The sequence below is a fragment of the Flavobacterium sp. genome (assembly GCF_046293665.1).
Taxonomy (GTDB): domain Bacteria; phylum Bacteroidota; class Bacteroidia; order Flavobacteriales; family Flavobacteriaceae; genus Flavobacterium.
The window spans coordinates 143,729-158,878 of sequence record NZ_JBKBOL010000007.1 but is presented as its reverse complement, the minus strand read 5'-3'; the positions used below and the strand labels follow the sequence as shown (position 1 = coordinate 158,878).

General features: G+C 36.6%; 16 protein-coding genes. 4 read left to right on the top strand and 12 right to left on the bottom strand.

Translation table 11 applies throughout. The annotated features are described in order from the left end of the window. The 12 genes from rplP to rpsL form a co-directional block, all read right to left on the bottom strand. Window positions 1-426, bottom strand: a complete 426-nt coding sequence (gene rplP / locus ACK4R1_RS11190; RefSeq protein ID WP_121312856.1) for a 50S ribosomal protein L16 — start codon at window positions 424-426, stop codon at window positions 1-3. A gap of 18 nt (window positions 427-444) precedes the next feature. Next, window positions 445-1,206: a 30S ribosomal protein S3 gene (gene rpsC / locus ACK4R1_RS11185; protein ID WP_121312855.1), complete on the bottom strand. Its 762-nt coding sequence runs from the start codon at window positions 1,204-1,206 to the stop codon at window positions 445-447. Between the two features lie 5 nt (window positions 1,207-1,211). Next, a complete protein-coding gene (gene rplV, locus ACK4R1_RS11180) occupies window positions 1,212-1,622 on the bottom strand; it encodes a 50S ribosomal protein L22 (protein WP_121312854.1) in 411 nt (136 codons plus the stop codon). Window positions 1,623-1,628: 6 nt separating this feature from the next. Next, a complete protein-coding gene (gene rpsS / locus ACK4R1_RS11175) occupies window positions 1,629-1,907 on the bottom strand; it encodes a 30S ribosomal protein S19 (protein WP_007136562.1) in 279 nt (92 codons plus the stop codon). A gap of 6 nt (window positions 1,908-1,913) precedes the next feature. Continuing rightward, the gene (gene rplB / locus ACK4R1_RS11170; RefSeq protein WP_284651729.1) at window positions 1,914-2,738 is read right to left on the bottom strand and encodes a 50S ribosomal protein L2; all 825 of its coding nucleotides are present in this window, start codon (window positions 2,736-2,738) and stop codon (window positions 1,914-1,916) included. 6 nt (window positions 2,739-2,744) lie between these two features. After that, window positions 2,745-3,035, bottom strand: a complete 291-nt coding sequence (gene rplW / locus ACK4R1_RS11165; RefSeq protein ID WP_121312852.1) for a 50S ribosomal protein L23 — start codon at window positions 3,033-3,035, stop codon at window positions 2,745-2,747. A gap of 6 nt (window positions 3,036-3,041) precedes the next feature. Beyond that, the gene (gene rplD, locus ACK4R1_RS11160; RefSeq protein WP_409686842.1) at window positions 3,042-3,671 is read right to left on the bottom strand and encodes a 50S ribosomal protein L4; all 630 of its coding nucleotides are present in this window, start codon (window positions 3,669-3,671) and stop codon (window positions 3,042-3,044) included. Then, window positions 3,671-4,288 carry a 50S ribosomal protein L3 gene (rplC, locus tag ACK4R1_RS11155; RefSeq protein ID WP_409686840.1) on the bottom strand — a complete coding sequence of 206 codons (618 nt, stop codon included), beginning with the start codon at window positions 4,286-4,288 and terminating at the stop codon, window positions 3,671-3,673. Before rplC ends, rplD begins: the two co-directional genes overlap by 1 nt. A gap of 98 nt (window positions 4,289-4,386) precedes the next feature. Continuing rightward, window positions 4,387-4,692 carry a 30S ribosomal protein S10 gene (gene rpsJ / locus ACK4R1_RS11150; RefSeq protein WP_026710316.1) on the bottom strand — a complete coding sequence of 102 codons (306 nt, stop codon included), beginning with the start codon at window positions 4,690-4,692 and terminating at the stop codon, window positions 4,387-4,389. An 11-nt stretch (window positions 4,693-4,703) separates the two neighbouring features. Continuing rightward, complete coding sequence (gene fusA, locus ACK4R1_RS11145) at window positions 4,704-6,860, bottom strand: elongation factor G (protein WP_409686838.1); 2,157 nt, start codon at window positions 6,858-6,860, stop codon at window positions 4,704-4,706. Window positions 6,861-6,870: 10 nt separating this feature from the next. Then, window positions 6,871-7,347 (bottom strand): 30S ribosomal protein S7, encoded by a 477-nt coding sequence (gene rpsG / locus ACK4R1_RS11140; RefSeq protein WP_121312848.1) that lies wholly within the window; start codon window positions 7,345-7,347, stop codon window positions 6,871-6,873. 24 nt (window positions 7,348-7,371) lie between these two features. Beyond that, window positions 7,372-7,755 (bottom strand): 30S ribosomal protein S12, encoded by a 384-nt coding sequence (rpsL, locus tag ACK4R1_RS11135; protein ID WP_007136570.1) that lies wholly within the window; start codon window positions 7,753-7,755, stop codon window positions 7,372-7,374. 182 nt (window positions 7,756-7,937) lie between these two features. Here rpsL and ACK4R1_RS11130 point away from each other — a divergent pair, with 182 nt between their 5' ends. From ACK4R1_RS11130 to ACK4R1_RS11115, 4 genes are all read left to right on the top strand, one after another. Further along, window positions 7,938-9,605 carry a hypothetical protein gene (locus ACK4R1_RS11130; protein ID WP_409686835.1) on the top strand — a complete coding sequence of 556 codons (1,668 nt, stop codon included), beginning with the start codon at window positions 7,938-7,940 and terminating at the stop codon, window positions 9,603-9,605. A 96-nt stretch (window positions 9,606-9,701) separates the two neighbouring features. Further along, window positions 9,702-12,737, top strand: a complete 3,036-nt coding sequence (locus tag ACK4R1_RS11125) for a SusC/RagA family TonB-linked outer membrane protein (protein ID WP_409686833.1) — start codon at window positions 9,702-9,704, stop codon at window positions 12,735-12,737. A 12-nt stretch (window positions 12,738-12,749) separates the two neighbouring features. Then, a complete protein-coding gene (locus ACK4R1_RS11120; protein WP_409686831.1) occupies window positions 12,750-14,282 on the top strand; it encodes a SusD/RagB family nutrient-binding outer membrane lipoprotein in 1,533 nt (510 codons plus the stop codon). A 5-nt stretch (window positions 14,283-14,287) separates the two neighbouring features. After that, window positions 14,288-15,145, top strand: coding sequence for a hypothetical protein (locus ACK4R1_RS11115; RefSeq protein WP_409686829.1), 858 nt, complete (start codon window positions 14,288-14,290; stop codon window positions 15,143-15,145). The last annotated feature ends 5 nt before the right edge of the window (window positions 15,146-15,150 follow it).

Here is a 15,150-nt window from a genome sequence, read left to right as displayed (position 1 = left end):
TTATGCTTCGAAATCTCTAGCAACGACAAACTTAGTTTTTACAGGAAGTTTTTGAGCAGCAAGACGTAACGCCTCTTTTGCAACAGCTAATGGCACGCCACCAACTTCAAACATAATTTTTCCTGGTTTTACAACAGCAGCCCAATACTCGACTGCTCCTTTACCTTTACCCATACGTACCTCTAGAGGTTTTTTGGTGATCGGTTTATCTGGAAATATTTTAATCCATAACTGTCCTTCTCTTTTCATAAAACGAGTGGCTGCAATACGTGCCGCTTCGATTTGACGTGAAGTTAAGAACATTCCATTTTCATGTACTGATTTAATTCCAAACATTCCATTAGAAAGCTCGTGTCCTCTTTGAGAAACGCCTTTCATTCTACCCTTCTGTACCTTACGGTATTTTGTTCTTTTAGGCTGTAACATTTTTCTTTAGTTTAAAATTTACTTTCTTTTACGGTCTCCGCCAGGTTTTCTGTCTTTGTTGAAAGGCTTTCTGTCTCCTCCTTTAGAAGAATCGCCACCTTTTCCACCAGAAGCTTGTTTTTTATCCATTCCAACAAGTGGAGATAAATCACGTTTTCCGTAAACTTCACCTTTCATGATCCATACTTTGATACCCATTCTACCATAAGTAGTATGTGCTTCAGCCAAAGCATAATCAATATCGGCTCTGAAAGTTGATAGAGGAATTCTACCTTCTTTGAATTGCTCAGAACGTGCCATTTCAGCACCGTTCAAACGACCAGAAATCAAAACTTTAATACCTTCTGCATTCATACGCATTGCTGCTGCGATAGCCATTTTAATAGCTCTTCTGTACGAAATACGGCTTTCGATTTGACGTGCAATACTAGTTCCAACTAAATACGCATCTAACTCAGGTCTTTTAATTTCAAAGATGTTGATTTGAACCTCTTTGTCAGTAACTTTCTTAAGTTCTTCTTTCAACTTGTCTACCTCTTGACCACCTTTTCCGATAATGATACCAGGACGGGCAGTTGTGATAGTAACGGTTACAAGTTTCAAAGTTCTCTCGATGATTACTTTTGATACACTAGCTTTTGATAAACGAGCATGGATATACTTTCTGATTTTATAATCCTCAGCGATTTTGTCACCGTAATCATTTCCACCATACCAGTTTGAATCCCATCCTCTGATGATACCAAGTCTGTTTCCTATTGGATTTGTCTTTTGTCCCATCTTAATTAATTTGCTTGTGTGTTATCATTAGCTCCTAACACGATTGTCACGTGGTTTGAACGTTTTCTAATTCTGTGTGCTCTACCTTGTGGCGCCGGACGAAGTCTTTTCAACATCATTCCACCGTCAACACGGATTTCTTTTATAAATAAGCCTGCTTCTGAAACGTTTCCGTCAGCATTTTTCTGCTCCCAGTTATTGATAGCTGATAATACTAATTTCTCTAATTTTCTTGAAGCTTCTTTTGAGCTAAATCTTAAAATATTTAAGGCTCTTTCCACTTTCTGACCTCTTACCAAGTCTGCTACTAAGCGCATTTTTCTAGGTGAAGTAGGGCAGTTATTCAATTTCGCGAAAGCAATAGACTTATTAGCCTCTTTTCTCGCATCTGCTGTTTCTCTTTTACGAACTCCCATTGCTTCTTATTTTTTACCTTTATTTTTTGCTCCAGCGTGACCTCTAAAAGATCTGGTTGGTGAAAACTCCCCTAATTTGTGTCCTACCATGTTCTCAGTTACATAAACCGGAACGAATTGGCGACCATTGTGAACTGCGATAGTTTGTCCAACGAAATCCGGAGTAATCATAGATGCTCTAGACCAAGTCTTAACCACACCTTTATTTCCACCAGCAATATTTTCTTGAACTTTCTTATCTAATTTATAGTGTACAAAAGGTCCTTTTTTTAATGAACGTGCCATGTCTTATTATTTCTTTCTGCGTTCTACAATATACTTGTTACTCGGGTTAACTTTAGAACGAGTTCTATAACCTTTAGCAGGAAGACCTTTTCTAGAACGTGGGTGACCTCCAGAAGAACGTCCTTCACCACCACCCATTGGGTGATCAACAGGGTTCATTGCTACCGGTCTTGTTCTTGGTCTTCTACCTAACCATCTGCTTCTACCTGCTTTACCAGATACAATTAATTGGTGGTCTGAGTTAGATACTGCTCCAATCGTAGCGGAACAAGTCAACAAGATTAATCTTGTTTCACCTGAAGGCATTTTGATTGTTGCATATTTACCATCTCTTGCCATTAATTGAGCAAAAGTTCCAGCGCTTCTAGCAATAGTAGCTCCTTGTCCCGGGCGTAATTCAATACAAGAAATTACAGTTCCTAAAGGAATTTTGCTCAAAGGCAAAGTATTTCCGATTTCAGGAGCTGCACCTTCACCAGACACAACGGTTTGTCCTACTTGTAATCCGTTTTGAGCAACGATATACGTTTTCTCTCCATCAGCATACCACAATAATGCAATAAAAGCAGTTCTGTTTGGATCATACTCGATTGATTTCACTGTAGCAGGAATACCCACTTTAGTTCTTTTGAAATCAATGATACGATACCTTTGTTTGTGACCACCGCCTGTGTAACGCATGGTCATTTTTCCTTGACTATTTCTACCACCTGAGTTTTTTATCGGTGCGATCAATGAACGCTCCGGCTTATCAGTCGTGATGGCGTCAAAACCATTCACAACTCTAAAACGCTGACCAGGGGTAATAGGTTTTAATTTTCTAACTGACATTTTCTATTAGATATTATTATAAAAATCTATTGTTTCTCCTTCTTTTACTTGTACGACAGCTTTCTTGTAGCTGTTCGTTTTTCCGCTAATCAAACCACTTTTTGTATATTTAGTAGTTCTATCAGCTCTATAGTTCATCGTGTTAACAGAAACAACAGAAATTCCGTAAGCAGCTTCTACAGCTTTCTTAATTTGAACTTTGTTTGCTTTTTTATCAACAACAAAACCAAAACGGTTGAAAACCTCACCTTCTTTGGTGATTTTTTCAGTTATGATAGGCTTAATTATAATACTCATGGTCTATTATTTGCTTAAATTTTCTTCAATTCCTTCTAAAGATCCTTCTAAAAGAACTAAATTATTCGCATTTAAAATCTCGTAAGTACTTAATTCTGAGTTAGTTACTACGCTAGATGCCTTTAAATTGCGTGACGACAAATATACATTTTTATTTGAATCACCCAACACAAACAAAGATTTTTTGTTTTCTAACCCTAAAGCTTTCAAAACGTTGATGAAATTTTTAGTGTTTGGTGTTTCAAAATTAAAGTCTTCCACAACTAATAAATTTGATTCTTTAACTTTCAAAGAGAAGGCAGATTTTCTAGCCAATCTTTTTACAGTTTTGTTCAATTTGAAAGAATAGCTTCTTGGCCTTGGACCGAATACTGTTCCTCCACCTTTGAACAATGGACTCTTTTTAGATCCTGCACGAGCAGTACCTGTTCCTTTTTGTTTTTTAATCTTACGAGTACTTCCCGCTACTTCAGCTCTTTCTTTTGCTTTGTGCGTTCCTTGTCTTTGATTTGCTAAGTATTGCTTAACATCAAGATATACTGCGTGATTATTTGGCTCAATGCCGAATACTGCATCAGAAAGTTGAACTTTTCTTCCAGTATCTTTTCCGTTGATATCTATAACTTTTACTTCCATTACTTCTGAATGATTACGTAAGAGTTTTTGCATCCAGGAATAGCTCCTTTAACAACAAGTAGGTTCTTTTCAGCTACTACTTTTAAAACTCTAAGATTTTGTACTTTTACATTATCACCTCCCATTCTTCCCGCCATACGCATTCCTTTGAATACACGTGATGGATAAGAAGATGCTCCTACAGAACCTGGCGCTCTCAAACGGTTGTGTTGTCCGTGAGTAGCTTGTCCAACACCACCAAAACCGTGACGTTTTACAACCCCTTGGAAACCTTTTCCTTTTGATACACCTTGTACATCAACAAATTCTCCTTCGCTGAATACTTCCACGGTAATATTATCACCTAATTTGTAATTTTCTTCAAACCCTTGGAATTCAACGACTTTCTTTTTTGCAGAAGTTCCCGCTTTTTTAAAGTGACCTAAGTCAGCTTTAGTAGCGTGTTTTTCTGATTTGTCATCGAAACCAAGTTGAAGAGCTGCATACCCGTCAACCTCATTGGTTCTGACTTGGGTAACGACACAAGGTCCAGCTTCGATTACTGTACAAGGAATGTTTTTCCCGTTTTCATCGAAAATGCTAGTCATGCCGATTTTTCTTCCAATTAACCCAGACATATTAAACTAATTATTAATTAATACTTATTTACTTTTAATAAAGAAATAAGTATCAGAAATACATTTACTCCTGATACTCATTTCAGAAAACTGTTTACTTATACTTTGATTTCTACTTCAACTCCACTTGGCAATTCAAGTTTCATTAAAGCATCGATAGTTTTCGAAGAAGAACTATAGATGTCTAGTAATCTTTTGTATGAACTTACTTCAAACTGCTCTCTCGCTTTTTTGTTAACGTGTGGAGAACGCAATACAGTAAATATTTTTTTGTGTGTAGGTAACGGAATAGGACCTGTTACAACAGCACCTGTGCTTTTCACAGTTTTTACGATTTTCTCTGCTGATTTATCAACCAACATGTGATCGTAAGACTTCAATTTTATTCTAATTTTTTGACTCATCTTGATAAGAATTAAGCGTTACCTTTTGCTTTTTTGATTACTTCTTCAGAAATGTTAGAAGGAGTTTGCTCGTAGTGAGAGAATTCCATTGTAGAAGTTGCTCTACCTGAAGATAATGTTCTCAATGTAGTTACATAACCAAACATTTCAGATAATGGCACATTAGCTTTGATAGTTTTAGCGCCATTTCTGTCACCCATATCATTTACTTGACCTCTACGACGGTTGATATCACCAACGATATCTCCCATGTTTTCTTCTGGAGTAATAACTTCCATTTTCATGATTGGCTCAAGGATTACAGCTCCGGCAGCTTTTGCTACTTCTTTGTATCCCATTTTAGCAGCCAACTCGAAAGAAAGCGCATCAGAATCTACCGGGTGGAAAGATCCATCCAATAAAGTTACTTTTAAACTATCTACTTGGTATCCAGCTAATGGACCAGTTTTCATAGCTTCCCTGAAACCTTTCTCTACAGAAGGAATATATTCTTTAGGAACGTTTCCACCTTTTACTTCGTTAACGAACTGTAATCCAACAGGCACTTTTCCGTCAACTTCATCAGCAGGCTCTAATCTAAATACGATATCACCGAATTTACCACGACCTCCAGATTGTTTTTTATAGGTTTCTCTGTGTTGAGCAGATTTTGTGAAAGCTTCTTTGTACTCTACTTGAGGCTCACCTTGGTTTACTTCAACTTTGAATTCACGTTTCATACGATCTACAAGGATGTCTAAGTGCAACTCACCCATACCTGAAATAATCGTTTGACCTGAAGCTTCATCTGTTCTTACAGTAAACGTTGGATCTTCTTCAGCCAATTTAGCCAAAGCCATACCCATTTTATCAACGTCAGCTTTAGTTTTTGGCTCGATAGCGATACCAATTACCGGTGCTGGGAATTTCATTGACTCAAGAATGATTGGGTGCTTTTCGTCACACATAGTATCTCCGGTCTTGATATCTTTAAATCCAACTGCTGCTCCAATATCACCTGCTTCGATGTACTCGATTGGGTTTTGCTTGTTAGCGTGCATTTGGTAGATACGAGAAATTCTTTCTTTGTTTCCAGAACGCGTGTTCAAGATGTATGAACCAGCATCTAAACGACCTGAATAAGCACGGAAAAAAGCCAAACGACCAACATAAGGGTCAGTAGCAATTTTAAATGCTAAGGCTGCGAACGGCTCCTTTACATCAGGACGACGTATAATTTTCTTTTGATCTTCTTCTAATAATTCAGCATCATCAGGGTGAATTCCTTCAATACCTTCTTTATCTAAAGGAGATGGTAAATATTTACATACCGCATCCAACATGAATTGAACTCCTTTGTTTTTGAAAGAAGAACCAGCAATCATAGGAATAATAGCCATGTCGATTGTAGCAGCTCTTAAAGCCGTGTTGATTTCGTCTTCAGTGATAGAATCCGGATCTTCCATGTATTTATCAAGCAAGTTTTCATCATAATCAGCTACTGCTTCGATAAGGATATCTCTGTATTCTTTAACTTCAGCCACCATATCAGCAGGAATGTCAACAATATCAAAAGTTGCCCCTTGAGTTGCATCATGCCAAACAATCGCTTGGTTTTTTACTAAATCAACCACTCCTTTAAAGTCGTTTTCCTCACCGATTGGCAAAGTAATCGCAACAGCGTTAGATTTTAACATGTCTCTAACTTGTTGACAAACGCTTAAGAAGTTAGAACCTTGACGGTCCATTTTGTTTACGAATCCCATACGTGGAACTCTATATTGATCAGCTAATCTCCAGTTAGTTTCTGATTGAGGCTCAACACCGTCAACTGCAGAAAATAAGAAAACCAGTCCATCCAATACACGCAATGAACGGTTTACCTCTACAGTAAAGTCAACGTGTCCTGGAGTATCAATAATATTAAAGTGGTAATCTTGAGAATTTGGTAAAGGTTTACCTTGTTCTGTTGGAAAACTCCACTCACAAGTGGTAGCTGCCGAAGTAATAGTAATACCTCTTTCTTGCTCTTGTGCCATCCAGTCCATTGTTGCAGCACCATCGTGCACTTCACCAATTTTGTGTGACTTTCCGGTATAGAATAATATACGCTCCGTTGTTGTTGTTTTACCAGCATCAATGTGAGCCGCAATTCCGATGTTTCTTGTAAATTTTAAATCTCTAGCCATTTCTTAAATATTAAAATCTAAAGTGAGAGAATGCTTTGTTTGCTTCTGCCATTTTGTGAGTATCCATTCTCTTTTTAACAGCAGCACCTTCTTCTTTAGCCGCAGCTAAGATTTCAGAAGCTAATTTACCAGCCATCGACTTTTCGTTTCTTCTTCTGGCATAAAGTATCATCCACTTCATAGCCATAGAAATTTTTCTGTCCGGTCTGATTTGCATTGGAATTTGGAAGGTAGCTCCACCTACTCTACGACTACGTACTTCTACGTGAGGCATAACATTGGTTAAAGCATCTTTCCAAACTTCTAATGATGCTTTCTCATCATTGTTCTTTTTTGCTTCTACGATATCCATTGCATCATAGAATACTTTGAAAGCTGTTGATTTCTTACCATCCCACATCAAGTTGTTCACGAAACGTGTTACTAACTGATCGTTAAATTTAGGATCCGGTAAAAGTGGTCTTTTCTTTGCCGCTCTTTTTCTCATGTCTTTTCTTTAAAAGTTTTAAAATTACTTTTTAGCTTCTTTTGGGCGTTTAGCACCGTACTTAGATCTTCTTTGTGTTCTTCCTGCTACACCTGAGGTATCAAGCGCACCACGCACAATGTGGTATCTAACTCCTGGTAAATCTTTTACCCTTCCGCCTCGCACTAATACTATCGAGTGCTCTTGTAGATTATGTCCTTCTCCTGGGATGTAAGCATTCACTTCATTTCCATTAGTCAAACGTACACGCGCAACTTTACGCATGGCTGAGTTTGGTTTTTTTGGAGTAGTAGTGTAAACACGCGTACAAACACCTCTTCTTTGAGGACAAGAATCTAAAGCAACCGATTTACTCTTCTTAGTGATTTGAGTTCTTCCTGTTCTTACTAATTGTTGAATTGTTGGCATAATTAAATACTAAAATTTCTTTATTTATTAAAATCCCGCTTTTTTAGGGGTTGCAAATGTAGTAATTATTTTTAATGAAACAAATCATAATTAATTAATTTTCAAACAGATTGTTTTTCCAATCAATTATCAGTAATAAAAAGAGTTTTTTTGCGTTATTTTGAAACAAACAATAACAACTGTTGAAAAAAGTTTCACTTATAGCCTTATTGATTATCGTCAGCTCGAATACTTCGGCACAAAATTTCTATCTGAAAATCATCGGGCAAAATGAGGTCGAAAACAAAACAATCGACAGTATCGGTTACATCAAAAAACACGAAAACGTAAAATCAATTACAACCGAAAACAATTTATTTTACGAAAAGCTCACTAAAAAAGGATATACTGAAAGTCAGTTTTCAGAAATCATCAAGCTTAACGACTCTACATTTTGTTACAAATATGACCTCGGCAAAAGGATAAATTATGCACGCATATATATAGGTATAAAAAATCGAGAAAACATTCCCTCTTTTTACTCGTTGAAAAACGATACGCTAACTATTCCTTACGAAGAAACAGAAAGCTTTTTGAACAGCACTTTAAAAAAACTAGAAGGCAATGGATTTTCGATGGCCAAAGTCAAACTCGACAATATCCAAAGCAAAGGAGATAATATCATTGCCGATTTATTGATTAAAAAAGAAACACAAAGACAACTCAATGGCATTGTCATTAACGGCTATGATAAATTTCCGGAAAGTCATAAAAAAAATATCCTTCGGCTTTATCGCAATAAAGTTTTCAATCAAAAAAATCTGGACAAACTTTACAACGATTTTGAAAAATTTCGATTTGTCAAACAAAGTAAGTATCCTGAAATTTTATTCACCAAGGATTCTACTAAAGTTTATGTGTATTTAGAAAAAGCAAAACCAAACACTTTTGATGGCTATATAGGTTTCACCAACGATGAAGAAAGCAAACTAGTTCTGAGCGGTTATGTAGATTTAGTGTTGCAGAATATTTTAAACTCGGGTGAAAAATTCTCATTGTACTGGAAAAGCGATGGTCAAGACCAAAAAACATTCAATTTTGGCTTAGAACTACCCTATCTTTTTAAAAGCCCTATTGGGCTCAAAACAGAGTTAAATATTTTCAAACAAGATAGTACTTTTCAAAACACACGAACCAACATAGAACTTGGTTATTACTTTAATTACAACACCCGATTGTATCTGGGTTATCAATCTACCGAATCCAGTGATATTCAAAATGCGAACACTGCCAATTTGAGTGACTTCAATAATTCTTTCCTTACCACAGCGTTAGAATTTGCTGATTTTAAAAATGACGATTTCCTTTTTCCGGAAAAAACAAATTTTAACCTAAAATTAGGCACAGGAAAAAGAGACGCCAAATTGATTTCAGACAATCAAATTTTCGGAAGCTTAAACCTCAAACATAACTTATACTTGAACCCAAAAAACATTATCAATCTTAAATCGCAAAATTTTTATTTGCAAAGCAAAAATTACATCGTAAATGAACTGTCACGATTTGGCGGAATAAACTCCATTCGTGGTTTTAACGAAAACAGCTTACAAGGCAACACTTTCACTTCTTTACTGACTGAATACCGCTACGTCCTTGCACCAACGCTTTATATTCACTCAATTATTGACTATGGCTATTTAAAGGACAACACCATAGACACCGATGAAAATCTTTTAGGGATTGGTTTCGGCTTTGGTCTTTGGTCTAAAAACGGGTTATTTAATATTATTTATGCCAACGGAAGCACGAACAATCAAGCCATAAAACTCTCAAACTCGATAGTCCATATTAGCTTTAAAGCCAATTTTTAATCAAATAAAACTTGTCTGTATAATTTATTTATTAATTAGGATTTTTAATATTTTTTGTTGACTTTTGGTAGTAACTAATTATAACCAAATTAAATAATGAAAACAAAGTTAAATGGATTCTTAACGCTTTTCATAGCGTTATTGGTGCAAATTTCTTTTGCACAAGAAAGGACTGTTAATGGTATTGTAACCGATAATAGTGGCTTTCCAACTCCAGGTGTTAATGTTCTTGTAAAAGGAACAACGCTCGGGACACAAACAGACTTTGATGGTAAATTCTCTATCAAAGCAGCACCAGATCAAATACTAGTCTTTAGTTTTATCGGATTAAAGACTAAAGAAGTTTTCGCTTCATCAACTACTATGAATGTTAAAATGGAAGACGATGCTTTTGAGCTAGAAGGTGTTGTTGTCACCGCATTAGGAATCAAAAGAAAACCGGATGAAATCACTACTGCAACCCAACTGGTTAAATCAGACGAATTAAATCAGGCAAAAGCAACAAATGCCGCTGTTGGATTGGTTGGAAAAGTATCCGGTTTACAAATTAACACTGTCAATAACGGTGTCAACCCTGACACTCGCATTCAACTTCGTGGTTTCAGGTCTATTACCGGAAATAACGAAGCGTTAATTGTAATCAATGGTGTTATATCAACCGCAGGTGCATTTGCCGAATTAAACCCGGAAATCATTGAATCTGTCAATATTATGAAAGGGTCTAATGGTGCAGCACTTTATGGTTCAAGAGGTTCCAATGGAGTTATTATTGTAACTACCAAAAAAGGAACAAAAGAAAACGAAAAATTCAAAATCACCTTAAATACAACATATACTGTTGAAGAAGCCTCTATGTTTCCAAAACTGCAAAGCAGATTCGGGCAAGGTTACCAAGGCGCTCAAGATTTTACAGAAAACACCAACTGGGGTGCTGAATTAGACGGATCGCTACAACCAACGGGTTTAGAGCAAATTATGTTGCCTTATTCCTTCATCAAAGACAATTACAAACCTTTCTTTACTGACGGAAGTACAATATTAAATTCTGTTGCTATATCCTCAGGTGATGAAAATGGTTATATCAATTTCTCTGTCGGAAATCAAAAAACAGAAGGTATTATCCCGGGAGACAAATTCACTAAAAACAACTTCTATCTAAGTACCGGTAAAGTAGCCGGTAAATGGAGTTTAAATGGAAATGTAACTTATACCACCAGTAACCAAAATACTGCCGGTGGCGTTGAGGGCTCAATTTACGGAGCTTTAGTTCAGGTTCCGGTTAACGTTCCTGTTCAGCTCTTCAACAATCCTGACAATGCAACACACTGGACTTACTGGGAATTAAGTCCATACTGGAAGTTGAAAAATGAAAGAATCTCCAATAAAGGACAAACCTTTGAAGGAGTTGGCGAACTGAATTACAAGTTCAACAAAAATATCGATCTTACTTACAGAGCCAGCTACAGAAGTACCTCATTTAATAGAGTCGAATTTTTTAACGGTTATAAAACAGATGTGGTGTATTGGGATTCTCCATTTGATTATGTTTCCTCATATGAAGTTGGAAATACCAATACCAGAACACTTTATTCTGATGTTTTACTGAACTTTGATTATGAATTGACAAAAGACATCACACTAAAAGCCAATGTAGGTAACAACATAACGAATTCAGAAATCAATGCTTTATCGGTAAGAGGCGAAAAACTGGTGATTCCTGGTTTGTACAATATGTCAAACATTACAGGAAATGCCATACCATCAGATTTTAAATCAAGAGAAAGAACTTTTGCTTATTTTGCCAATGTCGATTTGGGCTATAAAGATTACCTATTCTTCAACTTAACCGCAAGAAAAGACTGGACATCAGTGATCAATGACCCATTCTTTTACTACAGCGGAGGTGTTTCTTTCATCCCAACAAAAGCTTTCCCTGGCTTTGGTGGTAAAGCATTAACTTTTGCCAAACTATCTGCCAGTTATGTTAAAGTTGGAAATGCCATTGTTGGACCATACGACATCAATGATCGTTTTGTAAGTGCCGCTGCTGTAGGATTCCCTTATTCAACCATTAACTCTTTTGGTCAAACTATTAGTTTAGCAGATGCTAATTTAGAAAACGAATTTAATCTTTCAAGAGAGTTCAATGTCAACTTAGAATTCTTTAAAAGAAGAATTACTTTTGATGCTAGTTACTATTACTCAGATAACAAAAACCAAATTTTACAAACCTCTCCATCAACGACTTCAGGTGCAGCTTCTGCAACTATAAATATTGGTGAAACTGTTTCTCAAGGTATCGAATTTGATTTGGGTGTAACACCTGTTAAAACTGAAGATTTTACATGGGATTTCAGATTTGGTTATAGTGCGCCAAAGACTGAAGTGACTAAAGTAACACCAAATTCTGACCAAGTAGCCGTTGGCGGTTATATAGGAACTGCCGGAATTGCAGCTATAAAAGGAGAACAATTCCCAATGATAGTTGGAACAGGTTATTTGAGAGACAACAACGGGAACGTAGTAATCGATGCCGCTACCGGAGACCCATTAAAAGCAACCAATGTAAAACTTGGAAAAACCACTCCGGATTATATTTTAGGCCTTACCACAAACATCAGATACAAAAACTTAAAACTTACGGGCGTATTTGACTACAGAACAGGTCACGTTTTTTATGCCGGGGTTAAAGATGGCTTGATTCAAAACGGATCGGATATTGTAACAGCTCAAAACGGAAGAGAACCTTTCATTTTCCCTAATTCCGTAATTGAAACCGCCCCAGGAGTTTACACTCAAAATACAGGCGTAACAACTTCCGGTGGACAAGATTACTTTACCGGAATTTATAGAGAAATTGACGAGAACTTTGTTTTAGATGCTACTGCATTCAAATGTAGAGAGATTGCCCTTTCGTACACTTTCAGCCAAAAAATGATTCAAAACCTGAAAGTTGACGGCATATCAATAGGTTTAAACGCCAGAAATGTATTTATGATTTTGCCAAAACAAAACAGAAATTACACTGATCCCGAATTCTCGTTTACAACCGGAAATAATGTTGGTTTAAGCACAGGAGCACAAGCACCTCCAACAAGAACATACGGTTTTAACATCAACATAACCTTTTAAATAAAATTTAAAATGAAAAATATAAAAACAAAAATATTGAGTGGTTTTCTGCTTCTCTCAGTATTATACTCCTGCGATAATTTTTTGGATGTCAATGAAGATCCGAATAATCCTTCTGCTGAAAATGTAAACCCCGAGATTGTTTTAGCAGCCTCACAAGTGTATACTTACAATATTTTAGCAGGTTACGTTAACAATAACAATCCGAATTTTGTACAAGACAACATGAATCAATTGGGTAATCTAATGATGAACAATTGGACCAGAGATGTCGGCGCTTCAAATTCAAGCTACTATTTTAACGAACATACTTATAATGTTACTTCAGATTTCTATGCAGGAATATTTGAAAACTTGTATTTAAGAACTTCCAACTTTACTTTTATACAAAATACTACACGACCTGGATATGACAATTATAAAGCTATTGCCAAAATACTGAAGTCTTTCTATTTTCAATATTTAGTTGACTTGTATGGTGACATCCCATACTCTGAAGCACATCTTAGAGGAAATAACTTAACTCCTGTTTACGATGATGCTCAAACCATATATAGAGATCTAATTGTCCAGCTGGATGAAGCGCTTGAGTTAATTGACAATGCACCTTCAGGAACTTTAAATCCTGGCGCAAACGATGTTATGCTAAACGGTGATATGAACATGTGGAAAAAGTTTGCCAATACACTTAAACTTAGAATACTCTTAAGAGAATCGGGCAGAGCGGCTTCATCAACTTACATTACTGCAAAAATGGCCGAATTACAAAGTAGCAATGCCGAATTTTTAGGCCCTAATGATAATGTTAAAATCAATCCGGGTTATAACCCAACGGCCAATCAACAAAACGGATTTGCCTCAACGTTCCTAAATACCAATGATGCTTTTAAAAACAATTGGTCTTCTACGGGAGCAACCAAATATACCATCAACTATTTACAAGCCACAAACGATGCAAGATTAGGAAGAATCTACTCTGCAACATCAGCTGGCCCAGGAACTTATAACGGCCACCAACAAGGTGATGTTTTAAACACAAGTACTAATTACCCTGTATCTCACGTTGGCCCGGGATTATTGGTCAATTCTTCTCAAGACGGTATCGTATTTACAGCCGCCGAAAGTCTTTTTCTTCAAGCTGAAGCTGTTCAAAGAGGCTATTTAAACGGGACGGCAAAAAACCTATACGAAAGCGGAATAACTGAGTCATACAAACTTTTAGGGTTAAGTAGTGCTCAAGCCAGCGCTTATTACAATCAATCTATTAACTTAGTAGGATGGAATGCTTCCGGAGGCAATCAAATTGAAGCCATAATCAATCAAAAATGGATTGCTTTAAACGGAATAAATGGTGGAGAAACATGGATTGAAAATACCAGAACAGGTTTCCCAAGTCATGTTCCTTTGTCTACTGTTGCACCAGGAACATCAAGACCAATAAGATTATTATATCCAAGCTCTGAAATTTCAGGAAATACTGCAAATGTTCCGCAGCAAAGCGAATCTCAGGCTTTCACAAGTAAAATATTTTGGAATCAACAATAAAAGATATGAAAAAAATAAAATTGATCGTTTTAACGATACTATCGTTGGTGTCCTTACAATCATGTGTTGAGGATGATGCAGAAAATAACAGTAACGGTCCACACATCGTAGGCTTTAGAAACGCACAAGGTTCTTACATTTACACAGACAATGATGTAGACCCGGTTCAAATTGCTGAACCAATTAATTTATTAGGTGGTAGCAATGGTACTCCGTCCGAGGAAGATATAGTTATCCCTTTTACTATCGATCCATCCAGCACGGCAATCGCCGGTACTGATTATACTGTAAACATAACCGGAAACACCATTTCTTTACCGGCAGGTGCTGATTTTATTCAATTACCATTCACCGTAAATCCTGCAGTACTTCCGGGAAATGTCCCGAAAACTATTGTGGTTAGTCTTGGTCAACCTTTAAGTTCTAATGCCGTAATAGCTGACAATAAAAGAACCATAACCATAACAATTGCCAAATGTGAATCCGATTTAGCCGGAATGTACTCTTTAACAGTTACGAGACAAGATAACGGTGCCGTTTTCAATTTTCCAAACGAAGTAATAACCCAATTATCGCTGGGTGAATATGTAACTTCAACAACCGGACCTTATTTCGATTTAACTGATGATGGCGCACCTAGAAATGGCTTCATTTTTAAAGATGTTTGTCAATCTATTGTAATCGATGAACAATATTTAGGAGATTTCTACACAAACTTGGTGGAAGGAGATGCCAACGCAGGCGCTGTTACATTAGACCCGGTAACCGGAGAGGTAGTATCAATCACCATGAATTATTCTATCAGAGGTTTCTCAGCAGCACCAAATCGTAGGTATTTCACGGCTGTTTATACAAAACTTTAATAATT